This is a genomic window from Colwellia sp. TT2012 (assembly GCF_001440345.1).
Lineage (GTDB): Bacteria > Pseudomonadota > Gammaproteobacteria > Enterobacterales > Alteromonadaceae > Colwellia.
On the sequence record NZ_LJYX01000006.1, the window covers coordinates 924,090 to 946,884 of the forward strand.

General features: G+C 40.7%; 21 protein-coding genes. All 21 read left to right on the forward strand.

What is annotated here, in order from left to right; all coding sequences use genetic code 11:
- Positions 1-10: 10 nt before the first annotated feature.
- Positions 11-1,729 (forward strand): flagellar basal-body MS-ring/collar protein FliF, encoded by a 1,719-nt coding sequence (gene fliF / locus ASU03_RS05710; RefSeq protein ID WP_057831018.1) that lies wholly within the window; start codon positions 11-13, stop codon positions 1,727-1,729.
- Positions 1,722-2,777: a flagellar motor switch protein FliG gene (gene fliG / locus ASU03_RS05715; RefSeq protein ID WP_057830880.1), complete on the forward strand. Its 1,056-nt coding sequence runs from the start codon at positions 1,722-1,724 to the stop codon at positions 2,775-2,777. Before fliF ends, fliG begins: the two co-directional genes overlap by 8 nt.
- Positions 2,778-2,818: 41 nt before the next feature.
- Positions 2,819-3,610 (forward strand): flagellar assembly protein FliH, encoded by a 792-nt coding sequence (fliH, locus tag ASU03_RS05720; RefSeq protein ID WP_057830881.1) that lies wholly within the window; start codon positions 2,819-2,821, stop codon positions 3,608-3,610.
- A gap of 60 nt (positions 3,611-3,670) precedes the next feature.
- The gene (gene fliI / locus ASU03_RS05725) at positions 3,671-5,032 is read left to right on the forward strand and encodes a flagellar protein export ATPase FliI (RefSeq protein ID WP_057830882.1); all 1,362 of its coding nucleotides are present in this window, start codon (positions 3,671-3,673) and stop codon (positions 5,030-5,032) included.
- Between the two features lie 52 nt (positions 5,033-5,084).
- Positions 5,085-5,528 (forward strand): flagellar export protein FliJ, encoded by a 444-nt coding sequence (gene fliJ / locus ASU03_RS05730; protein ID WP_057830883.1) that lies wholly within the window; start codon positions 5,085-5,087, stop codon positions 5,526-5,528.
- A 190-nt stretch (positions 5,529-5,718) separates the two neighbouring features.
- Positions 5,719-7,770, forward strand: a complete 2,052-nt coding sequence (locus ASU03_RS05735) for a flagellar hook-length control protein FliK (RefSeq protein ID WP_057830884.1) — start codon at positions 5,719-5,721, stop codon at positions 7,768-7,770.
- 138 nt (positions 7,771-7,908) lie between these two features.
- A complete protein-coding gene (gene fliL / locus ASU03_RS05740) occupies positions 7,909-8,460 on the forward strand; it encodes a flagellar basal body-associated protein FliL (RefSeq protein WP_057830885.1) in 552 nt (183 codons plus the stop codon).
- Positions 8,461-8,584: 124 nt separating this feature from the next.
- On the forward strand, positions 8,585-9,649 hold the full coding sequence (gene fliM, locus ASU03_RS05745) for a flagellar motor switch protein FliM (RefSeq protein WP_057830886.1): 1,065 nt from the start codon (positions 8,585-8,587) through the stop codon (positions 9,647-9,649).
- 51 nt (positions 9,650-9,700) lie between these two features.
- The gene (gene fliN, locus ASU03_RS05750) at positions 9,701-10,099 is read left to right on the forward strand and encodes a flagellar motor switch protein FliN (RefSeq protein WP_057830887.1); all 399 of its coding nucleotides are present in this window, start codon (positions 9,701-9,703) and stop codon (positions 10,097-10,099) included.
- Between the two features lie 5 nt (positions 10,100-10,104).
- Positions 10,105-10,701: a flagellar biosynthetic protein FliO gene (fliO, locus tag ASU03_RS05755; protein WP_231731495.1), complete on the forward strand. Its 597-nt coding sequence runs from the start codon at positions 10,105-10,107 to the stop codon at positions 10,699-10,701.
- A gap of 127 nt (positions 10,702-10,828) precedes the next feature.
- Positions 10,829-11,587 carry a flagellar type III secretion system pore protein FliP gene (gene fliP, locus ASU03_RS05760; RefSeq protein ID WP_057830888.1) on the forward strand — a complete coding sequence of 253 codons (759 nt, stop codon included), beginning with the start codon at positions 10,829-10,831 and terminating at the stop codon, positions 11,585-11,587.
- 53 nt (positions 11,588-11,640) lie between these two features.
- The gene (gene fliQ, locus ASU03_RS05765; protein ID WP_057180217.1) at positions 11,641-11,910 is read left to right on the forward strand and encodes a flagellar biosynthesis protein FliQ; all 270 of its coding nucleotides are present in this window, start codon (positions 11,641-11,643) and stop codon (positions 11,908-11,910) included.
- A gap of 61 nt (positions 11,911-11,971) precedes the next feature.
- Complete coding sequence (fliR, locus tag ASU03_RS05770) at positions 11,972-12,754, forward strand: flagellar biosynthetic protein FliR (protein WP_057830889.1); 783 nt, start codon at positions 11,972-11,974, stop codon at positions 12,752-12,754.
- A complete protein-coding gene (gene flhB, locus ASU03_RS05775) occupies positions 12,755-13,885 on the forward strand; it encodes a flagellar biosynthesis protein FlhB (RefSeq protein WP_057830890.1) in 1,131 nt (376 codons plus the stop codon). It begins immediately after the preceding gene.
- A gap of 93 nt (positions 13,886-13,978) precedes the next feature.
- Entirely contained in the window at positions 13,979-16,081 is a 2,103-nt protein-coding gene (gene flhA, locus ASU03_RS05780; protein ID WP_057830891.1) for a flagellar biosynthesis protein FlhA, read from the forward strand.
- Positions 16,082-16,141: 60 nt separating this feature from the next.
- Positions 16,142-17,707 (forward strand): flagellar biosynthesis protein FlhF, encoded by a 1,566-nt coding sequence (gene flhF / locus ASU03_RS05785; RefSeq protein WP_057830892.1) that lies wholly within the window; start codon positions 16,142-16,144, stop codon positions 17,705-17,707.
- A 46-nt stretch (positions 17,708-17,753) separates the two neighbouring features.
- Entirely contained in the window at positions 17,754-18,596 is an 843-nt protein-coding gene (locus ASU03_RS05790; RefSeq protein WP_057830893.1) for a MinD/ParA family ATP-binding protein, read from the forward strand.
- A gap of 43 nt (positions 18,597-18,639) precedes the next feature.
- A complete protein-coding gene (locus tag ASU03_RS05795) occupies positions 18,640-19,359 on the forward strand; it encodes an RNA polymerase sigma factor FliA (RefSeq protein WP_057830894.1) in 720 nt (239 codons plus the stop codon).
- A gap of 105 nt (positions 19,360-19,464) precedes the next feature.
- Complete coding sequence (gene cheY / locus ASU03_RS05800; RefSeq protein ID WP_082627176.1) at positions 19,465-19,848, forward strand: chemotaxis response regulator CheY; 384 nt, start codon at positions 19,465-19,467, stop codon at positions 19,846-19,848.
- Positions 19,849-19,922: 74 nt separating this feature from the next.
- Positions 19,923-20,666 carry a protein phosphatase CheZ gene (locus ASU03_RS05805; protein WP_057830896.1) on the forward strand — a complete coding sequence of 248 codons (744 nt, stop codon included), beginning with the start codon at positions 19,923-19,925 and terminating at the stop codon, positions 20,664-20,666.
- A 13-nt stretch (positions 20,667-20,679) separates the two neighbouring features.
- On the forward strand, positions 20,680-22,773 hold the full coding sequence (locus ASU03_RS05810) for a chemotaxis protein CheA (protein WP_057830897.1): 2,094 nt from the start codon (positions 20,680-20,682) through the stop codon (positions 22,771-22,773).
- Positions 22,774-22,795 lie beyond the last annotated feature (22 nt).

Consider the following 22,795-nt stretch of genomic DNA (forward strand, 5'->3'; position numbering starts at 1 on the left):
TACAAACGCAATGGTAGCAGCTGATAGCAGTGGTGATATGCTCGTCAGTGAAGCTGATAGTGCGGGAATGGAAGAGCAAAAATCAGGCTTTGCTGCTTTATTAGGTAATGTCGATATTTTAAGACAAATTACCATTGTGGTTGCCTTGGCTATTTGTTTAGCTATTGCGGTATTTGTTATTATGCTGGCTAATGAGCCTGAATACCGATTTTTGACGAAATTACCCACGCAGCAGCTTATTAAAACCATGGACTACCTTGATGCCAATCAAGTGGAATACCGTCAAGAAAATAACACTATTTCAGTACCTACCGATGAATATCAACATGTTAAGTTATTACTTGCTCGTGAAGGTTTAACCGATGAGGCTTCACAAGGTGTGAATATTTTAATGCAAGATATGGGCTTTGGCGTTAGTCAACGCCTTGAGCGAGAACGCTTAAAATATGGCAGAGAGCAACAATTGGCTAACACGGTAGAACAACTAAATAGTATTAGCCGTGCTAGAGTTTTATTAGCTATCCCACGTGAGAATGTCTTTGCTCGGCGCGAAAAAACCCCATCTGCTACTGTGGTGTTAACTATGCGACGCGGCAAGATTTTATCCGATGAAGAAGTTGATGCTGTGGTTGATATTATTGCTTCGGCCGTGCAAGGTTTAAGGCCAAACCGGGTCACGGTTACCGATCAAAACGGTCGTTTACTTAATTCAGGCTCACAAAATTCGATTTCATCACGCTCTCGTAAAGAGTTTGAGATTGAACAAAAGCGTGAGCATGAGTACCTAAACAAGATTGATAGCATTCTTATCCCCATTGTTGGTTTAGGAAATTATACCGCACAAGTTGATGTCTCCATGGATTTTACCAATGTTGAAGAAACATCGCGCCGTTATAACGCTGACTTACCCGCATTGCGTAGTGAGATGAGTATTGAAAGCACTAATATAGGTGGCTTTTTAGGTGGCATCCCAGGCGCGTTAACCAACCAACCTCCTCTTGAATCTGCTATACCTGAAAATGCCATTGGTGGACAAAAGAAAAGTATGCCGAGTAGAAGACATTCAGAGTTGACTAAAAATTATGAGCTTGATGAATCGATTAGTTATACTAAGTCACAAACCGGTATTATTAGGCGTGTCAGTGTTTCTGTAGCACTTGATTATGTTGCCAGCACTGCCACAGCAGCCACTGAATCTGGTGTCGATGCTCCAGTCACTAGCTTAGTACCTCGTTCCACTGCTGAAGTCGCTAGTATTCGACGATTATTACAGGGTAGTATTGGTTTTGATTTGCAACGTGGCGATGTTTTAGAAGTGCTAACCATTCCTTTTAATCGTCCCGATTTTGGCGTTGTCGCCGAGGTTCCTATCTGGCAACAACCTTGGTTTGTTAAAGTGCTAAAATTAGTATTAGGCGCCTTGGTTATAATCGTTTTAATATTGGCGGTTGTTCGTCCTATGCTGAAACGTTTAATCTACCCAGAACGAGCACCAGAAGATTATGGTGATAAATCACTGGATAGCCATATTGATTTAGGTGATGAAACTATGGATATGCTGACCTCAGATTTTGATGCGGGTGCGGTAGGTTTTGCGCCAGATGGCAGTCTACAGTTACCTGATCTTCACCGAGACGAAGATGTACTTAAAGCGGTTCGTGCGCTAGTAGCAAATGAGCCAGAATTATCATCGCAAGTAGTGAAAAGTTGGTTGAACGAAGATGAGTGATGAACAAGAAGTCGGTGAATTAGCCGCAGCCCCGGCAGGCTTTGATGTAGAAAAATTAGAAGGCGCAGAAAAAGCGGCCATACTATTGCTTAGCTTATCTGAAGAAGATGCTGCACAAATATTAAAGCATCTTGAGCCAAAACAAGTACAGCAAGTGGGTACTGTTATGGCGGCAATGCAAGATTTTACCCAAGAAAAAATCACCGCGGTACATAAACTCTTTATTCATGAAATACAAAATTTCTCTACCATTGGTTTTAAAAGTGAAGAGTTTGTTCGAAAAGCGTTAACCGCGGCACTTGGTGAAGACAAAGCCGGTAATTTAATTGATCAAATTGTCATGGGTGGTGCTGCTAAAGGCCTTGATTCATTGAAATGGATGGATTCTAAACAAGTAGCCAACATCATTCGTAATGAACATCCTCAAATTCAAACCATTGTTTTATCATACCTTGAGCCAGAGCAATCTGCTGAGATCATGAGTCAATTCACCGATAAAGTCCGTTTAGACTTAATGATGCGTATTGCCAATTTAGAAGAAGTGCAACCAGCAGCCTTGCAAGAATTAAATGAGATTATGGAGAAACAATTCGCGGGTCAAGCCGGCGCACAAGCAGCGAAAATGGGCGGATTAAAAGCCGCCGCAGATATCATGAACTACCTAGAGACGAACGTTGAAGGTATGTTAATGGACTCAATCCGTGAAAATGATGAAGAAATGAGTCAGCAAATTCAAGACTTAATGTTTGTCTTTGAAAACCTTGCCGATGTTGATGATCGTGGCATGCAAGCTATCTTACGTGAAGTACAGCAAGAGGCCTTAATGAAAGCGATTAAAGGCACTGATGAAGCGTTAAAAGATAAGATAATGAGTAATATGTCTAAACGTGCCGCGGAAATGATGATCGATGATTTAGAAGCTATGGGCCCTGTACGTATAAGCGAAGTGGAAGCAGCGCAAAAAGAAATTCTGGCGGTTGCACGACGATTATCCGACGCAGGCGAGATTATGCTGGGCGGCGGTGGCGGCGGCGATGAGTTTTTATAAGATAAAACTAGCTTAGCTCAGTGGAGTATAAGGGTACACTAATGTCAAAATCACCAGTTCGTATTATAAAAGCATCACAAGAGACTGCCATGGACGTTTGGCCTTTGCCAAATATCCAAGGACAAGTTAGCTCAGCAGATAAAAATAAAACCAATGCTTTTGGTAAAAAAAGTCACTGGGTTTATGAATCACCAGAGTCTGAAGAAGCTGAGCCACAACCACTGACAGCGCAAGAAATTGACGATATTCGCATAGCTGCCAGTGAAGAAGGCTTTAATCAAGGTAAGGAAGAGGGCTTTACTAAAGGTTTTGAAGAGGGTAAAGCTAAAGGGTTAGCAGAGGGAACAAAACAAGGTATTGTAGAAGGTACTGAGCAAGGTTTAGCCCAAGGCAAGGAGCAAATTGAACAACAAAGTGATCGTTGGCAAAAATTAATTGAACAATTACACCTACCATTAGCGAATGTGGAAAAAAATGTCGAAGAACAGCTTCTTAATTTGGTTTTACAGCTAACAGAAGCGGTGGTTTTACATGAAGCTAAAACTAACCCTGACATTTTAATGACGGCCATAACTACTGGCATCAAAAGTTTACCTAGTAGTGATGCTCAAACACAAATATGTTTAAACCCAAACGATATTAGCCTAGTCGAAGCTCAATTTGGCGCTGAGCACATTGCCGAGCAAGGTTGGCGTTTACTGCCAGCACCCCAACTGCCTCAAGGTAGCTGTCAAATAGAAAACAGTACCTCAAATATCGACTTGCAAATGAAAGCAAGGCTAAAGCAAGTGCTGGAACCTTTCTTTCAAGATGCTTTACATCAAAGCTCTTGATTTTTTGTCGCGCTTGATTCTTTTTCGTTTTAATTTTTTATCTTAAGGTAAATAAACACTATGGTTGATAGCTTACGTCTAACCGAGCGACTTAAAAACAGTCAACAATTTATTCATGACTTTAAAGCGCCCGTTGCTGGTAGGTTAGTGCGTGTTGTCGGTTTAACCCTAGAAGCCGTAGGCGTGAAAGCACATGTTGGTAGTCAATGTCTTGTTGAAACAGCACACGGTGATTTACTTGCTGAGGTTGTTGGTTTTGCTCAAGACATTACCTACTTAATGCCAGAAGAAAGCCTTCGTGGTGTTATGCCTGGCGCACGAGTGTTACCTATTTCCAGTAAATTTAAAGTACCTTTATCCATGGACCTACTCGGCCGGGTAATCAACGGTGTCGGCAAACCCATTGATGGTAAAGGGCCGATAAAATCAGATGATGATTATCATCATGATAGTAAACCCATGAACCCACTATCTCGACGAGCAATCACCGAAGTACTTGATGTAGGTGTACGTTCTATCAATAGCTTTATCACCATTGGTAAAGGCCAGCGCATGGGGTTGTTTGCTGGCTCAGGTGTTGGTAAAAGTGTGCTTATGGGGATGATGACACGGGGAACCTCGGCCGATGTTGTTGTCGTTGGCTTAGTGGGTGAGCGTGGCCGAGAAGTAAAAGAATTTATTGAAGAAATTTTAGGTGAAGAAGGGCTTAAGCGCGCGGTTGTTGTTGCCGCTCCGGCAGATAATTCCCCTTTAATGCGCCTTAAAGGTTGTGAAACGGCCGTACAAATAAGCGAGTATTTTCGCGATCAAGGTTTAGATGTCTTGTTACTGCTTGATTCATTAACACGTTACGCACAGGCACAACGTGAAATTGCCTTAGCGGTAGGTGAACCTCCCGCAACAAAAGGCTATCCGCCGTCAGTTTTTTCTAAATTACCGCAATTAGTTGAACGTGCCGGTAATGGCGGCGAAGGGCAGGGCTCTATAACGGCATTTTATACGGTATTAACCGAAGGTGATGACTTACTAGACCCTATTGCTGATGCTGCGCGCGCTATTTTAGATGGTCATGTGGTCTTGTCCCGAGAGTTAGCCGATGCAGGACATTACCCCGCGGTCAATATTGAAGGCTCTATATCACGGGTTATGCCTATGGTCACTGATGATGAACATCAAGATTTGGCCAAGCAGTTAAAGCAAATGTATTCCCTTTATCAGCAAAATAAAGACCTCATTGCCATAGGTGCTTACACCAAAGGCAATGATCCACGCATTGATCAGGCGATAAACGTGCTACCAGTGATCAACTTTTTTTTACAGCAAAAAATTAATGAGATTATTCCTTATGATCAAAGTATTGCCCAGTTGAAAGAAATTATTGCTGCGGCACATGCGCAAAATAAACAGCAAGCACAGAGCTAGTTGTTGATATAAGCATATTGATGCAAAAGTATTGACTTAAAGGGTACAGCAAATGGCAATGAAGCAACTTGATACCATATTAAAGTTTGAAAAAGACAACGAACAACGTTGCGCCGATCAATTGAAATTAGCTGAAAATGAGTATCAACAAAATATTACCCGTTTACAAGGCGTGGCAGACTACCGCTTAGAATACATGAAACGATTAAGTCAACGAGCAGAGCAGGGCTTAGACAGTGCCACTTATAGACATTATCATGCTTTTATTGCCAAACTTGATACCGCTGCCAAGCAGGTAGAAATTGCTATGCGACAAGCAAAATCCTTGGTTGAGCAAAGTAAAAGTATTTGGCTTAAACAACGGCAAAAGGTGAAAGCAGTTGAGCTATTACGTGATAAACGTTTGCAAAAAATGGCGATAGCAGAACAAAGAGCTGAACAAAAAATGTTTGATGAAATAGCCACTCAACAATTTGTTCGACGCGCTTTACGTTAGTTATTTTGGCTATAACATCCGTTATAAATTTAATAACTGGAATGATTATTGCTTACTTATCTAGAGACCAGCTAGTAAAGCGCTAGTACAGGGTTTATATCGCGCACAGATGAAAGTGACCGGTGACAATAGTCAGTAATACACAGTGCGATTTTTATTATTTTAGCTAATATCAACGATTGGAATGACTATGCAATCAGCAAGTGTTTTACCTGTTTTTGTATCACAAGATACTGATTTAAAGAATAAAAGTAATTCTGTGTCTTCTGGTGAACAAGATGGTGAGGCCGACTTTTCTCGTTTAGTTGCCCAACATGTCAGCGATGACAGTAACGTGACCAGTGATAAAGAGTCGCAACAAAAAATTGTATCAGCTTCGGCAACGCATGGTAATGTTATTGCCGCCAACGGCAAAAATGACACAGATGAAGTCAAAAATGGCCAAGAAAGTGACTCTTCAGGGCAAGCTGGTGTTGATAATGCCAATCAAGACAATAGCGAACACTCGCCCGCAAATAATGTTTTGGCGACAGCGGATGATAAAACCACAGCAAAATCACCTAACAATAACGCCTTAGCTGAGTCTGAGCAGTTTATTGCTCTGCTTTATAATAGCGATCAAACGTTAACTAGCATGACCGAAAAATCAACAAAGAGTGAGCCCGTTAATAGTAAAGTCGACATTGCGGAGGCTAAACAGGATAAAAGCGCAACAGAAGCTAATGAAACGGGTAAATTAAATGAGCGAAATACAGTTGAACTTAACGTTGAACATAAGCTCAAGGCGTTTTCAAAAGAGGAGTTACTCGCTCAAAGCCAGCTGAAAAATGTTGGTTTTGCACAGCAACCTAGCGAGCAACTACTAAAAAATTACCAACAATCACTGCAAAGCATCAGCAACAATCAAAGTATAACTGGCGAGCAGTTAACGAATGCCCAGTTAACTGCAGCTCAACTGAATAATAAAGCTACCGATTTAGCGAACAGTGTTTCAGCAACCAATAAAAGCCAACTTACCGAGCAAGTAGAGTCGGGTTTATACCCATTGCCCGTTGGTAATGATAAGCTAACCGCCGCAGAGGTACAGCTTCTTGCTAAAGAACTAATAGCTAAAGAGTCATTAGCTAAAACTAAAGCGCCCCTAAGTGAAAAAAATGTCACTTTATCAGCTAAACCCCCAGGTACAAATAGTGCTGAATTACCAGTTTCCGCATCGGATGCAACTGAAAAACAGCTACCTTCTGTCACTAAAGTAGCGAACCATACACTCGAGGCCATGCAAAATAAAGCCAGCAATAATGAACAACAATTCGTTGCCAAAGCCGAGTTCGAAACTAACTCGGTTAATTCAATATTAAGCAATGTTAGCGCAGATAAACCCATAGCAGAACGAACTACACCCTCGATAATACCGCATGAATTTACCGCTAAAGAACAGCCCGTTGCGGTTCAAGCAAAACAAGTCAACTTGAGCAATGCTCAAGTTCAAGGGCTGCAACAGGCTCAGCAGCAACCAGCAATACCACTAGTCAGTAGTGAGCAACAAGCTATTGATGATGCTGAGTATGCTGAAACTCTGCTGTTGTCACAAGAGCAACCGGTCGAGCAAGGCATGAAAACAACCAGCAAGGTTAGTGACAATATGGCCACACGTTCTTTCTCTGAGTCACAAGCATTAGCCATACAAGCAACCCAAGCTAAACAAAGCACTGATGCCTATATTGAGCATCAAGCAGTTGAAGTACTAAGTCATAATGTTGCCAGTGATATCGCACAAATCCAGACAAACAAGGTGCAACTTCACCAAGAAAGCCTTGCTATTTATAGAAAAGATTTTGCCGATGCGGTAAAAGATAAAGTCATGATTATGATCAGCCAGAAGTTACAACAATTTGATATCACCTTGGACCCACCTGAGTTTGGTAATATGCAGGTGCGCGTTAATTTACAAGGTGAGCAAGCTACGGTTAATTTTATCGTGCAAAACCAGCAAGCAAAAGAAGCATTAGAGCAGAATATGCAGAAATTAAGGGATATGTTGGCGGAGCAGGGTGTCGATGTCGGCGACGCTACTGTTGAGCAACAAAGTCAGCGGAAAAATAATGATAAAAATAATTTAAATCAAAGTAATGACCGGGCAGCATTGTTAACCAATTTAGATGAAGACGAGCATAGGGTAGAACACGCCTTATCCGCTAAGTTGTTCGATTCTTCGACAACGGGCGTAGATTACTACGCTTAATTGACTAAAATGAAGTTAAGTTGGTGAAAACACATTGGCTCAAAGACTATTCAAGGATATAGTCTATCAATTAATACTATGTCATTCATTAGTCACTATTATTTTGACTATTAATGGCGGTAAATTTAAAGGATTCTCATGGCAGACGAAAAAGAAAAGGGTAAAGAAGGTGAGTTAGAGCTAGATAACTCAGGTAAAAAGAAAAAAATGATCATCATCATCATTGCTGTCGTGGTTTTACTTGCGGGTGCAGCAGCGGGTTACTTTTTTATGAGTGGTAGTGATGCAAGTCAAGCAGAAATTACTGCAGCATTAGATAGTGAGGGCAGTGAAGTTAAAGTAGCTAAAGCTAGTTCAGGCGCTCATTTGGGTACCGCTTTATATGTACCAATGCCTAGAGCCTTTCGTTTTAATGTTCCTGGCGCAGCGCGCGACCGTTTTGTCGAAATACGTGTACAATTACTTGTTCGCGGTGGCGATAATGAAGAGAATGCCAAAATGCATATTCCGTTAATTGAAAGTACTTTACTGAGTGTTTTCTCTCAAGCCAACGCCGATGATTTGGCAACCAGTGCCGGAAAAATCACTTTAAAGCAGCTGTCATTAGTGGCTGTTCAAAAAATCATGACAGATGTCGAAGGTGACAAAACTGTAGAAAAAGTACTGTTTACTGGTTTTGTCATGCAATAGCTAGCTGAGCATAGCAGCACAAGTCAACAGTACAGATTAATAGCGTTAAAGTAATCATTAAGTAGCGAGTTAAATTGCTACATATTTTGATACTTATATTGATAACAATGAAAGAGACTATCGAGTGAGTGATTTATTATCCCAAGACGAGATTGATGCCTTACTACATGGTGTTGATGATGTTGAAGATGAGGAAATAGTTGAGGATGTCGTTAAAGACCATGACGGACCCTCTGATTATGACTTCTCTTCACAGGATCGTATTGTTCGTGGCCGAATGCCAACATTGGAAATGGTCAACGAACGTTTTGCTCGCCATATGCGTATCAGCTTATTTAATATGATGCGCCGTACGGCTGAGGTTTCTATTAATGGCATTCAGATGATTAAGTTTGGTGAGTACATACATACCTTGTTTGTACCGACAAGTCTGAACATGGTGCGTTTTCGTCCATTAAAAGGTACGGCATTAATTACCATGGAAGCTCGCTTGGTTTTTATACTAGTCGATAACTTTTTTGGTGGCGATGGCCGCTATCATGCAAAAATAGAAGGTCGTGAATTCACTCCGACAGAGCGCCGTATTATTCAAATGCTGTTAAAGCTTATTTTTGAAGATTATAAAGAAGCTTGGTCACCGGTAATGGATGTTTCGTTTGAGTATTTAGACTCTGAAGTGAACCCGTCTATGGCAAATATTGTTAGCCCTACAGAGGTGGTGGTTATCAGCTCCTTCCATATTGAGTTAGATGGCGGTGGCGGAGATTTCCACATCGCTTTGCCTTACTCAATGCTCGAGCCTATACGTGAGTTGCTTGATGCGGGTGTGCAAAGTGATAAAGAAGACACCGATATGCGTTGGTCAAAGGCATTGCGTGATGAAATTATGGATGTGCCAGTCGCTATTAATACGAAGTTTATTGAGGTTGATATACCTTTACGACAAATTATGGAATTACGAGCAGGGGATATTATACCCATTGAAATGCCTGAGCACGTTATCGTACTCATTGAAGACCTACCGACTTTTAGGGCTAAGTTAGGTAAAAGTCGAGATAATGTCGCCTTGAAAATTGTATCGAAAATTAAACGACCTGAGTCAGTTAAATCTGAATTAACCATTTTAACCAAAGGTGGTAAACGCCTTGATAGCGATGCTGAACTGCACCTGCTTGACGAAGACTTATAAACGAATAAGTCCACCTAGTATGAACAAAATTTATAAATTGAGGCCAGTGGTATGAGTAACGACAAAGATGAAGACCTAAGTATGTGGGATGAGGCGCTAGATGAACAAGCTGAAGCCAAAACCGCCGGTGCAAAAACGGTAGAGCTTGAAGAGCTAACCGAGGAAGAATCGCCTATTACTGGTGAAGAAAAGCGGAAGCTTGATACTATTTTAGATATACCGGTGACAATTTCTATGGAAGTAGGCCGAAGTCATATTAGCATTCGTAATTTATTGCAATTGAACCAAGGCTCAGTGGTTGAATTAGACCGGGTAGCGGGTGAGTCACTTGATGTTTTGGTGAATGGCACCTTAATAGCCCACGGTGAAGTTGTTGTGGTGAATGATAAGTTTGGTATTCGCTTAACCGACGTGATTAGCCAAGTTGAACGTATCAAAAAATTAAAGTAGCTCGTATGATGAGCGTTTCCCTTGGTATGAATAAAGATATCTGCTCTATGATAATAAAAAAAATACGTATATTCTTAGCTATTAGTTGTTATTTCCTTTCTTTGCTGGCTTTAGCCGAAAGTAATGCCACTGAAAATATTCCCAATGAAAAATTCGCGGTAGCGCAGGCTATTGGTCAAAAGTTTTTAGTGGATAATGACACTGGCCCTGAAGGGGTAACTCGACCCGTTTTTTTAGATGGAAAAACGGTAAAAAACAGCCCTGAGGTAGGTAAGCATGTTGGGGCTAATATGGATCCAGGCAGTATGATCTTATCTTTGTTGATGGTTTTAGCGTTAATTATTAGTTGTGCATTTGTACTTAAGCGCTTTAACGTTTCCCAACAAGGCATGAGTCAACTTAAAGTTATCACCAGCCTGTCGTTAGGGAATAAAGAGCGGTTGATGGTAGTGCAAGTGGGTGAGCAACAATTACTGCTAGGTGTTACCGGTCAAAAAATCAGCTTGTTGGAAAAGTTATCAGAGCCATTAGCTCAGCAAAGTATTAATACGGCAGATTTACCTAAAAATATATTATCTTTTTTGTTAGCTAAAAAGTCGTAGTGGCTATTGTTTTAAAAGTTATAACAAGTGCCTTAATTGACCACTTGTTATTAGATAAAATCAACATCATATTATTTTAAAGTTTGCCGCTAACTTAGGCTTATAAATTTAGGACGTTCAGGGAACCATGAAAAGAATTTCGTTATTCATCATCATAGCTTTATCCTTACTCAGTATGAGTTTTGACGCTCTTGCCGGTGATCTATCGTTGTCGGCCTTAACGCTCACTACAAACCCTGATGGCTCGCAAGAGTATTCAGTAAATCTACAAATATTGATTTTTATGACTGCGCTAAGTTTTATCCCTGCTGCTATCATAATGATGACCTCATTTACTCGAATTGTGGTGATTATGTCCATTTTACGACAAGCTTTTGGTCTTCAGCAAACACCGTCGAATCAAGTGATTATTGGACTGACGCTCTTTATGACACTGTTCATAATGACGCCAGTATATAATGAAATAGATAGAACGGCCATTCAGCCCTATATAGCAGACCAGTTAACGTCCAGTGAAGCCATCAATCTGGGCAAGATACCGCTGCGTGCTTTTATGTTGGAGCAAACCCGTATTAAAGATCTTGATACCTTAGCCGGGATGGCTGGTATTGAAGCGGTAGATAAACCAACCGATTTACCTATGACCGTCATTATCCCTGCTTTTATTATCAGTGAATTAAAAACCGCTTTTCAAATTGGTTTTATATTATTTATACCTTTTTTGATCATCGATTTGGTTGTCGCCAGTATATTGATGGCCATGGGCATGATGATGCTTTCGCCCATGATTGTATCTTTACCTTTTAAGCTGATGTTATTTGTTTTGGTTGATGGTTGGAACCTTGTTATTGGCACCATAGCAACCAGCTATGGTATGGGTAGTTAGCGAGACTGCTTCACTAGCATTTAAGAAAAATGGGGTATACAAGGGAGTAGCTTATGGGACCTGAAATCTATGTGGATATACTAGGTGATGCTTTATTACTCGTTATCGTACTAGTAAGTGCTATCATCTTACCCAGTCTTGCGGTGGGATTAATTGTGGCTGTTTTTCAAGCAGCTACTTCAATTAATGAGCAAACCTTAAGCTTTTTACCAAGATTAATTGTCACTTTACTTTCTCTGATATTTGGCGGACATTGGCTATTACAAAAAATTATGGACTATACCATTCGACTCATTGCTAGCATACCCAGTGTCATTATCTAATGGTTAACGTGGTGTTAGCTCTAAGTGTTACTGGTAATATACTCGATATTGGTAGCTGGTAATGGAATTTACCGAGTCCGTTATTAACCAATTTATGGCAGATCTTATTTTGCCCTTTAGTCGTATCTCTGCCTTGGTTATGACCATGATAGGCTTTAGTGCTCAAACCATTCCAATGCGGGTAAAACTTTTTTTATCCTTAGCCATAACCGTTGCTATCATGCCGGCCATCCCACCCGTTAAAGATATTGATTTAATGTCTATCAATACGGCTATCTTACTGGGACAACAGATGATTATCGGGATTATGCTTGGCTTTGTCACTATCATGGTAGTTAACACTTTTACCTTGGCAGGGCAAATTATTGCCATGCAATCAGGTCTTGGTTTTGCTTCATTAATTGATCCCGCAAGCGGTATGAATGTCCCAGCTGTTGGGCAATTCTTTTTAATTTTATCTTCACTGCTATTTTGGGTGATGGATGGACATCTGGCTTATTTACATTTTATTGTCGCCAGCTTTGAGACCTTACCTATTCCAACCGAGCATTTATCCAGCATCAAATATAGAGAAATCGTTGAATGGGGCAGTTGGATGTTTGCTACCGCGCTATCTCTTGCTTTAGCACCAGTAACGGCGATGTTATTGATAAATTTTTCCTTTGGTATTATGACCAGAGCCGCGCCGCAATTGAATATTTTTGCTATTGGCTTTCCCATCACCATGCTGGCAGGTTTACTTATTATGTGGCTAACCTTTGGTAATTTTCTCACTCACTTTGAACTGCAGTGGCAACGGGCACTAGATTTTAGCTGCTACCTTATTGATTGTCAGGCCACATAGATGGCTGACTCTGATAGTGGTGAAAAAAGCGAAGAACCCACGGCAAAAAAACTAACCGATGCCCGTAAAAAGGGTCAAATTGCCCGCTCTAAAGATTTAGGCACTTTTTTTGTTTTGGTTGGCAGTGCTTGCGCCATGTTACTTATGGGGAAATCTTTAGCCACCTCAATGGCTAATATGATGACTCATATGTTTAGCTTAACGAGAGAAGAGGCCATGGATGTCAATGCGCTTTTTAAAGTGATAAATGATGGTATCTTTCAAGTTGTCCCCCCCTTAATGTGGATATTCGTTATCATTATGCTCGCGGCCTTTGTGGGTAATACTTTACTTGGTGGTATGAGTTTTTCGTGGGAGGCGATGATGCCTAAAGCAAGTCGGCTCTCCCCTATGGCTGGCTTTAAAAGAATGTTCGGGGTACAAGCAGCGGTCGAGTTGTTTAAATCAATCTTAAAGTTCTTTGTGGTTTTTATTGTCGCTTATTTATTACTTAATGGTTTGTTTGAACAAATTTTAGGGTTAAGTCGAGAAACTATTCCCGCTAACTTTGAACATGCAACGACTATGCTGCTGTGGATGTTCTTAGTGTTGGCCTTATCGATAGGCATTATTGTGGCTATTGATGCGCCGTATCAAGTTTGGAATCATAACCGCCAACTAAAAATGACTAAGCAAGAAATTAAAGATGAACATAAAAGTTCAGAAGGTAGTCCTGAAATGAAAGGCCGTATTCGTCGGACGCAATATGAAATGTCGCAACGACGTATGATGGCTGATGTGCCCGACTCGGATGTAGTCATCACTAATCCTACCCATTTTTCTATTGCGCTTAAATATGATGCCGCGGTAGGTGGAGCCCCAGTGTTGGTCGCTAAAGGTGTTGATGAAATGGCCATACATATCCGCACCATTGCTAAAGAGCATCAAGTTGAGATTATTCAATCAGCGGCCTTAGCACGCTCAATTTATTATACTGCCGAAGTTGGTGAAGATATTCCTGAAGAGCTGTTTGCCGCTGTTGCACAAGTGTTGGCCTTTATCTTCCAGCTCAATGAACATAAAAAAGGTAAGGCTAAAAAACCAATTCCAGTTACTAAAGATCTGCCTATCCCCGATGACTTTAGATATTAGCGTGAACAGAGCAAGTAAATAGACGCGGTAAGCTCTTTTGGTATAAGAATTGCTACCTCATGATAACTGTCAAAAAAACATCATGAAGTAGTAATGCAATTAGTCGCTTATTTTAATCAATTTGATAAATCGAAGTTACGTCATCTGACTGGGCTGGGTACACCTATTTTGGTCATGGCCGCCCTAGGCATGGTTATGTTACCTATGCCCGCTTGGTTATTAGATATCCTGTTTTCTTTTAATATAGCACTATCTCTTGTTGTTTTACTCATTACTGTTTACACCTTAAGACCCCTTGATTTTGGCTCTTTCCCGGCCGTTTTGCTCGTGGCAACTATTTTACGTTTAGCACTGAATGTCGCCAGTACCCGGATAGTGCTATTAGAAGGTCATGAAGGCCCAGATGCCGCGGGTAAAGTTATCGAAGCCTTTGGTTCTGTCGTTATTGGTGGCAATTATGCGGTCGGCTTAGTGGTATTTTTAATCTTAATTATTATCAACTTTGTGGTGATCACTAAAGGTGCGGGCCGCATTGCCGAAGTAACAGCGCGTTTTACCTTAGATGCTATGCCGGGTAAACAAATGGCCATTGATGCCGATTTAAATGCGGGGTTTATTACCCAAGAAGAAGCAAAAGATCGCCGTATAGAAGTGACCAATGAAGCCGATTTTTATGGCTCAATGGATGGTGCCAGTAAATTCGTCAAAGGTGATGCCATTGCCGGAATTCTTATTTTGTTCATTAATATCATTGGTGGCTTAATCATTGGTATGGTGCAACATGACCTAGCCTTTGGCGAGGCAGTTGAAATTTATACTGTTCTGACTATTGGTGATGGCCTTGCTGCGCAAATACCAGGTTTATTATTATCGGTTGGTACCGCTATTGTTGTTACCCGTCAAAACACGGCCCAAGACATGGGTGAACAAGTTAGCAGCCAATTAGGCCAAGAAAAGTCGCTTTATATTACCGCAGGGGTGATGTTTGTTATGGGGGTTATCCCCGGTATGCCACACTTTGTCTTTTTATTATTTTCGGCCATGATTGCGGCCACTGCTTTTTTTGGTGCGAGAAAAAAAGAAAACAAAAAAATTGCACAAGAAAAAATAGCCGAAGAAGCACAGGTGCAGCACCAACAAAAAGAAGAGGACGTGAAAGAATTGGATTGGGATGATGTCAATCAGGTTGATATTATTGGTCTAGAGATTGGTTATCGTTTGATCCCCCTAGTGGATAAAGCGCAAGGTGGTGAACTACTGAGCCGTATTAAAGGGGTACGAAAAAAGTTATCGCAAGAATTTGGCTTTTTAGTGCCCGCAGTACATATCCGAGATAATTTAGATTTAGACCCAAACAGTTATCAAATATCACTTATGGGTGTTGTTGTTGGCACGGCCGAAATTCGTCATGATCAGGAGCTCGCCATTAATCCTGGACAAGTTTTTGGTAAGCTTGAAGGCGTAGCGACAAAGGACCCCGCTTTTGGTCTTGAGGCCACTTGGATTAATCAAAATCAACGTGAACAAGCACAAACGTTAGGTTACACCGTCGTTGATTCGGCCACCGTATTAGCAACGCATTTAAGTCAGATATTAACCAATAATGCTGCTCAGTTGCTAGGACATGAAGAAGTACAAAACTTATTGGACTTACTTGCTAAAAGCTACCCTAAGTTAGTGGAAGGCTTTATTCCTGATACCCTGACTTTAGGCACGGTTGTTAAAGTACTACAAAGCCTTATGAACGAAGGTGTTGCGGTACGAGATATGCGTTCTATAGTGCAAACTCTGGTTGAATATGGACCGAAGAGCCAAGATGCCGAAGTTCTCACTGCAGCGGTACGAATAAGTTTAAGAAAATTTATTATCCAAGATCTTGTCGGTGGCGCAAAAGAAGTGCCCGTCATAACTTTGGCTCCAGAATTGGAACAGATGTTGCATCAGTCTATGCAAATGGCAGGAGATGATGGTGCCGGAATTGAACCTGGTTTAGCGGAGCGCTTACAAAAATCATTAACTGAAGGAGCAAACCAGCAAGAAATGGCTGGAGATACGCCAATTTTATTAACGTCGGGAATTCTGCGTCAGGTTTTGGCTAAGTTTGTTAAATACACCATACCAAGTTTACGCGTGATTTCTTATCAAGAAATCCCTGATGACAAACAAATTAAAATCGTTAGTGCTATTGGGCAATAACAATAAGTTAAACGTATGCCTGTGCAACGTTTTAACTAAGAGCAAAGGTAGAGGTTAGCTATGAAGATTAGACGTTTTGTTGCCAAAGATATGCGTACTGCATTAACACAGATTAAGGAAGAACTTGGCGTTGATGCGGTAATTATGTCTAATAAAAAAATTCCAGAAGGTGTGGAATTAATGGCTGCTGTTGATTATAACCAAGCCGTGCCTCCGGCAAAATCCCCTGAGAAGAGGGCAGCAGAAGCTGAAGTACAACTGAATTCATTGAGCCCAAGAGAAGTCAGTAATGATGTCGTTAGCCTGGGTCAACAAACACAGCGGCACAATAATACGTCATCTTCGTCTTTATCCTCAGTGGTAAGTGATAATAACGCGGAAGATGTACCCGCTGATAGCTTATCAGCATTACTTAATCGTCAAGTGCAACATCCGCCTCAGTACCCGTCAAGCCATCAAACAGCTCAGCAGCAAGACAGCGGCCTTGATAAAACGACTATAAAACAGCAACTCAAGAGTTTTACTGACCGTCTTAATCAACCCGATACTGATAGATTGCCGCCAACGATAGCAGAGCAAGGCGCTAACGCGGAAGATGTTCAAGATGATGACCAGATAACGGCTATCGTATCGAATAATATATCAAGCCCAAGTCCCTTAGCCGTTGATGTCAATAATGATGTCCAGGTGTCTTCACAAGATTTTGTCAAGATGCAGCAAGAGATGGCCTCAATTCGTTCATTACTAGAGCATCAAGTTTCAGGTTTAATGTGGCAAGATATGGCGCAAAAAAATCCACAACGCGCAGTACTGGTCAATCGTTTACTGGCTTTAGGGCTGAATGAACAAATTGCCGATCAAATTGCCGGCTATGTACCTGAACAGTCGACTGCAAAGGAAGCCTGGGCGCAAGCAACTCAACTTATTGCTAAGCAAATTAATACCACACAAAATGATATTATCACTCGTGGCGGCGTTGTTGCGCTAGTTGGCCCAACAGGGGTAGGTAAAACTACCACCATAGCAAAACTTGCTGCAGGTTTCTCGCAAGTACATGGCAGCGATCAAGTGGCTCTTATTTCTACCGATACTTTCCGTATTGCTGGCTTTGAGCAATTAGCCACGTATGGCAAGATTATTGGCTGTCAGGTGAGCCTTGCTAAAGATAGCCAAGCATTAGATACTCTGTTACAGCAATACTCTAAGAAGAAATTAATTTTAATTGATACTGCTGGCATGGGACAACGTGACATTCGTTTAGCCGAACAATTAACCGCCTTAGTGGCGAACGCTAGGGTTAGAATTCGAAATTATTTAGTTTTAGCGGCTAATACACAACAGGGTGTAATGCAAGAAAACGTAGATCGCTTTAAAAAAATACCATTATCGGGTTGTATTTATACTAAACTCGATGAAAGTATCAGTATTGGTGAAATAATTACAACTTCGATTCAAAATGGCTTACCAATAGGGTATCTTACTGATGGGCAAAGAGTTCCAGAAGATATTAAAGTTGCAAATGCTGAGAAACTAGTTACTCTGGCAGATAAGATGGCAACTAAGTCAGTAAATAACAATGTAAGTGTAATGCGGCCAATGCCAGTTGCTCATGCCGCAATAGTATAAGGTTCTAGCTAGTAGCTAAATAGATATGATTAGAAGTAATAATTAAATGATAGATCAAGCGAGCGGCTTAAGAAAGATGCAAGACCTACAGCAAGTTAAAGTCGTGGCAGTTTCAGGCGGAAAAGGTGGCGTTGGTAAAACCAACACTGCCCTTAATACAGCCGTTGCTTTAGGGCAACAGGGTAAACGAGTTTTAGTGCTTGATGCCGATTTAGGCCTGGCAAATGTCGATGTGATGTTAGGGTTAAGAGTAAAGCGTAACTTATCTCATGTATTATCAGGTGAATGTGAGCTTGATGATATTATTATTGAGGGACCCGCAGGGATTAAGATTATCCCCGCAACATCCGGTTCACAGTCTATGGTGGATTTAACGCCATCAGAGCATGCCGGTCTCATTCGAGCCTTTAGTGAAATGAAAACGCAGTTCGATGTATTGATAATTGATACCGCGGCTGGCATTTCCGATATGGTGTTAAGCTTTACCAGGGCTGCACAGGATGTCATGTTAGTCGTTTGTGATGAACCCACCTCTATTACTGATTGTTATGCCTTAATGAAATTACTCAGCCGTGATCACGGTGTCTTTAAATTTAAAGTTGTTGCTAATATGGTTCGTAGTCCTAGAGAAGGACAACAACTTTTTGCCAAATTAACAAAAGTAACTGATAGGTTTCTCGATGTGGCTATAGAGCTAGTCGCGGTAATACCCTTCGATGAAAATGTTCGCAAATCAGTACGTAAGCAACAACTGATTGTGGAAGCTTATCCTCAATCTCCAGCAGCGTTAGCTTATATTGATTTAGCCACCAAAGTTAGCCAATGGCCAGTTCCTAAACAAGCTTCAGGACACCTAGAATTCTTTATTGAGCAGTTACTAGGGAACTAAATAACTGAGTAATTAAGCATGTCTTCAATGAGAGCAATAATACGTGGTAAAAGCAAATAGCTACAATAGTCTAATTGATAAAACAGCTTTGCTTGAACAACATGCTGTTTTGGTCAAGCGCATTGCCTACCATTTACTGGCAAGGTTGCCAGCAAGTGTGATAGTCGATGACTTAATTCAATCGGGTATGATTGGTTTATTTGAAGCAGCCAACAATTTTGATAACAGTAAAGGCGCTAGCTTTGAAACGTTTGCTGGTATTAGAATTCGTGGTGCTATGCTTGATGAAATACGTCGAGGCGATTGGACGCCACGTTCTGTTCACAAAAATAGCAGAATGATAAGTGAAGCAATTAAACAACTCGAAGCGCAACGTGGTCGAGATGTTTCTGATATTGAAGTGGCTGAAAAACTTGATATTTCACTAAATGACTACCATCATATATTAAGTGAAGTTAGTACAGGAAAAATACTCGGTATTGACGATTTAGGCGTTAATGAAGATGCGATAAAATCAGCTGATAGTTGCCGTGGTGATGATCCATATCATAGTATTGAACACAGTGCTTTTAAAAAAGGCCTAGCTCAATGCATTAGCTCTTTACCCGAGAGAGAAGCTTTAGTACTGTCTCTATATTACGATGAAGAATTGAACTTACGAGAAATAGGTCAAGTTCTTGATGTAAGTGAATCAAGGGTAAGCCAAATACATAGTCAAGCGATGCATCGTCTAAAAGCACGCATGCATTCTTGGCAAAGTTAGCTAAAATTGTCAGCTGAGCGCTTACTATAAAAATAACTACCTTGTTAGGTAAAAAAAGTATACATAGAAAAACTAATTAATTTGAATGTTTTGCCGGAGGGTGCCTTGGATAAAAATATGAAAGTGCTTGTTGTTGATGACTTTTCAACCATGAGACGTATAGTGAAAAATTTGTTACGAGATTTAGGGTTTACCAACATTCAAGAGGCGGATGATGGCAATACAGCTTTACCTATGCTTCAAGGTGGTAATTTTGACTTTGTGGTAACAGACTGGAACATGCCCGGCATGCAAGGTATCGATTTGCTAAAAGCAATCCGTGCAGATGCGAGCCTATCACATATCCCAGTATTACTTATTACCGCAGAAGCTAAAAAAGAACAAATCGTGATGGCAGCTCAAGCAGGTGTTAATGGCTATATTGTTAAACCTTTTACCGCCGCAACATTAAAAACTAAGATAGAGAAAATTTTTGAGCGCTTAGCTTAATGTGCGAACTTTAGTTAGCACATTAGTGCTTAGCTAAAGTAAGGTTTTGATAAATATTGTATTAAGGACTTTGCATGACTATAGCTATGACGGGGCGGATCTCATTAGAGCAAGCGAAATCTGTGGTTGAGTTTTTAGAATTAGGTCAGCAAGATGAAGCAAATGCTATTATTGCTGAGATTCAAAACCCAATCAATTCGGAACTTTTTGCTGAAATTGGTAAATTAACACGGCAGCTTCATGATTCGTTAACAAATTTTCAGTTAGACTCTAGGTTGTCTGATCTCGCTACCTCAGATATCCCCGATGCCAAAGAACGGTTGAATTTTGTTATTACCAGAACAGAAGAAGCCGCTAATAAAACGATGGATGCAGTTGAGGCTATTTTTCCGGTGGTAAATACTATGGCCGAACAAGTAGCCGCCGTAAATCCCTCATGGACTAAGTTGATGAATAATGAGTTAGACTTAAGCGAGTTTAAATCATTGTGCCTTGATATCGATACCTTATTAAAAAATACCGGTAAAGAAACCCAACATATACATAGTTTAATGACTGACGTGTTAATGGCACAAGATTTTCAAGATTTAACGGGCCAAGTCATTCGTAAAGTTATTGACCTAGTACGAGAAGTGGAAGAAAGTTTAATAAACATGTTAACGGCTTTTGGAATCTCTGCTGAACCAGCGCAGGAGAAAGCACTGCCTAAAGTAGGTAAAAATCTTGTTGAAGGACCGATTATAAATAAAGAAAATAGAGATGATGTAGTAGCAGATCAAGATGATGTCGACGATCTTTTGTCAAGTTTAGGATTTTAATGGGAGTTACTGCATGTCTTTTGAAGCAGATGAAGAAATTTTACAGGACTTTTTAGTAGAAGCGGGTGAAATCTTAGAGTCACTTTCAGAAGAGCTGGTTGAGCTCGAAAATGACGTAGATAATGCTGAGTTATTGAATTCGATATTCCGTGGTTTTCATACTATTAAAGGGGGTGCCGGTTTTTTAAATCTTGGAGCACTTGTTGATGTCTGTCACGGTGCAGAAAATATATTCGACCTTTTACGTACTGGGAAACGCTCGGTTAATCCTGAACTAATGGATACTATATTATCCGCATTAGACTCGATTAATGACATGTTTGTTCAGGTACAAAGTCGAGAACCTCTTGCTCCAGCAGATGCGACATTAATAGCTGAACTCGAGACGTTGAGTCACCCCGAAGGCGTAAACACTCCATCAGCTAGCCCAAATGTTATTAGCTCGGTGTCTGAATCAAGCTCAAATGATGAAATGAGTGAAGATGAGTTTGAGCGACTCTTAGATGAATTACATGGTTCAGGTAGTGTTCCTACCTCCCCTACACCCTCTACTACTAGCGCCATTGGTTCAAGTGATGAGATCAGCGATGATGAATTTGAATCATTATTAGATGAATTACATGGCCAAGGTGCCTTTTCTGCTGATGCAGGGGAGACAACAAACAGTAGCATTAGTAGTTCAAATGGTGATATTGACGATCTGGAGTTTGAAAAATTATTGGATGAACTTCATGGTAAAGGTAATGCCCCCAAAGCTACAGCTACTTCGATAACTCATGCTAATGTAAGTACAGCGCCTAACATTACTAAAAAAGAAGAACCTGCATCGCCTCAGGCTAAAACTGTCGCCAAAAAATCTCCCGCGAAAGCTACTAAAAAGGCTGCGACACCTGCACCAGCAAGCGAAACAACCGTGCGAGTGGACACCAAACGACTTGACCAAATAATGAATATGGTGGGGGAATTAGTCTTAGTCAGGAATCGCTTAATGAGCCTAGGCTTAGTTTCAGATGATGAAGAGTTGAATAAAGCGGTTACTAATTTAGATGCGGTAACCACCGACCTTCAGGGCGCTGTCATGAAAACACGTATGCAGCCAATTAAAAAGGTTTTTGGTCGTTTTCCTCGTGTCGTTCGCGATTTAGCTCGTAGTATGAAAAAAGAAATATCACTAATTTTAGAAGGTGAAGAGACTGACTTAGATAAAAATTTAGTGGAAGCTCTTGCTGATCCTTTAGTGCATTTAGTTAGAAACTCCGTAGATCATGGCATCGAAGATCCAGATGTTCGTGAAGCTATGGGCAAACCTAGAGAAGGTACCGTTGTCCTATCGGCTTCACAAGAGGGCGATCATATATTACTCACCATTAAAGATGATGGTGCGGGCATGGATCCTGAAAAATTAAAAAGTATCGCTATTGACCGTGGTGTACTTGATACCGAGTCGGCTGCTAGAATGTCAGATAAAGAAGCCTTTAGTCTTATTTTTGCTCCAGGGTTCTCTACTAAAACTGAAATTTCTGAGGTTTCGGGCCGTGGCGTCGGCATGGATGTGGTGAAAACCAAAATCACTCAACTTAACGGTACGGTAAATATTGATTCTGAGCTAGGTGTAGGAACAGTACTTGAAATTAAAGTGCCATTAACCTTAGCGATACTACCGACATTAATGGTCGTGGTCGGTAAACAAACCTTTGCTTTACCACTTTCCGCTGTTAATGAAATTTTTCACTTAGACTTATCTAAGACTAACAATGTTGATGGGCAACTGACCATTATAGTTCGAGATAAAGCTATACCCTTATTTTATCTCGATCAGTGGCTAGTGCGTAATTTTGTGGAGAAAACCCGTGATAAAGGTCATGTTGTTATCGTTCAACTTGGAAATCAACAAGTTGGATTTGTCGTTGATAGCCTAATAGGTCAAGAAGAAGTTGTGATTAAGCCACTTGATAGGTTACTCCATGGAACGCCAGGAATGGCTGGTGCAACGATTACCAGTGATGGCGGTATTGCACTCATTTTAGATATAGGAAATCTACTAAAATATTATGCAAAAAAATCACCTGTTAATAAAAAATTACGCATTAATGATTCCCAAAAATAATATGTTTTTTGTATTACCAAGT

What these genes read in the sequence shown, in the direction of transcription:
- fliF (WP_057831018.1), top strand. Translation starts at nt 11, where the DNA reads ATGGTAGCAGCTGATAGCAGTGGTGATATGCTCGTCAGTGAAGCTGAT.
- fliG (WP_057830880.1), top strand. Translation starts at nt 1,722, where the DNA reads ATGAGTGATGAACAAGAAGTCGGTGAATTAGCCGCAGCCCCGGCAGGC.
- fliH (WP_057830881.1), top strand. Translation starts at nt 2,819, where the DNA reads ATGTCAAAATCACCAGTTCGTATTATAAAAGCATCACAAGAGACTGCC.
- fliI (WP_057830882.1), top strand. Translation starts at nt 3,671, where the DNA reads ATGGTTGATAGCTTACGTCTAACCGAGCGACTTAAAAACAGTCAACAA.
- fliJ (WP_057830883.1), top strand. Translation starts at nt 5,085, where the DNA reads ATGGCAATGAAGCAACTTGATACCATATTAAAGTTTGAAAAAGACAAC.
- ASU03_RS05735 (WP_057830884.1), top strand. Translation starts at nt 5,719, where the DNA reads ATGCAATCAGCAAGTGTTTTACCTGTTTTTGTATCACAAGATACTGAT.
- fliL (WP_057830885.1), top strand. Translation starts at nt 7,909, where the DNA reads ATGGCAGACGAAAAAGAAAAGGGTAAAGAAGGTGAGTTAGAGCTAGAT.
- fliN (WP_057830887.1), top strand. Translation starts at nt 9,701, where the DNA reads ATGAGTAACGACAAAGATGAAGACCTAAGTATGTGGGATGAGGCGCTA.
- fliO (WP_231731495.1), top strand. Translation starts at nt 10,105, where the DNA reads ATGATGAGCGTTTCCCTTGGTATGAATAAAGATATCTGCTCTATGATA.
- fliP (WP_057830888.1), top strand. Translation starts at nt 10,829, where the DNA reads ATGAAAAGAATTTCGTTATTCATCATCATAGCTTTATCCTTACTCAGT.
- fliQ (WP_057180217.1), top strand. Translation starts at nt 11,641, where the DNA reads ATGGGACCTGAAATCTATGTGGATATACTAGGTGATGCTTTATTACTC.
- fliR (WP_057830889.1), top strand. Translation starts at nt 11,972, where the DNA reads ATGGAATTTACCGAGTCCGTTATTAACCAATTTATGGCAGATCTTATT.
- flhB (WP_057830890.1), top strand. Translation starts at nt 12,755, where the DNA reads ATGGCTGACTCTGATAGTGGTGAAAAAAGCGAAGAACCCACGGCAAAA.
- flhA (WP_057830891.1), top strand. Translation starts at nt 13,979, where the DNA reads ATGCAATTAGTCGCTTATTTTAATCAATTTGATAAATCGAAGTTACGT.
- flhF (WP_057830892.1), top strand. Translation starts at nt 16,142, where the DNA reads ATGAAGATTAGACGTTTTGTTGCCAAAGATATGCGTACTGCATTAACA.
- ASU03_RS05790 (WP_057830893.1), top strand. Translation starts at nt 17,754, where the DNA reads ATGATAGATCAAGCGAGCGGCTTAAGAAAGATGCAAGACCTACAGCAA.
- ASU03_RS05805 (WP_057830896.1), top strand. Translation starts at nt 19,923, where the DNA reads ATGACTATAGCTATGACGGGGCGGATCTCATTAGAGCAAGCGAAATCT.
- ASU03_RS05810 (WP_057830897.1), top strand. Translation starts at nt 20,680, where the DNA reads ATGTCTTTTGAAGCAGATGAAGAAATTTTACAGGACTTTTTAGTAGAA.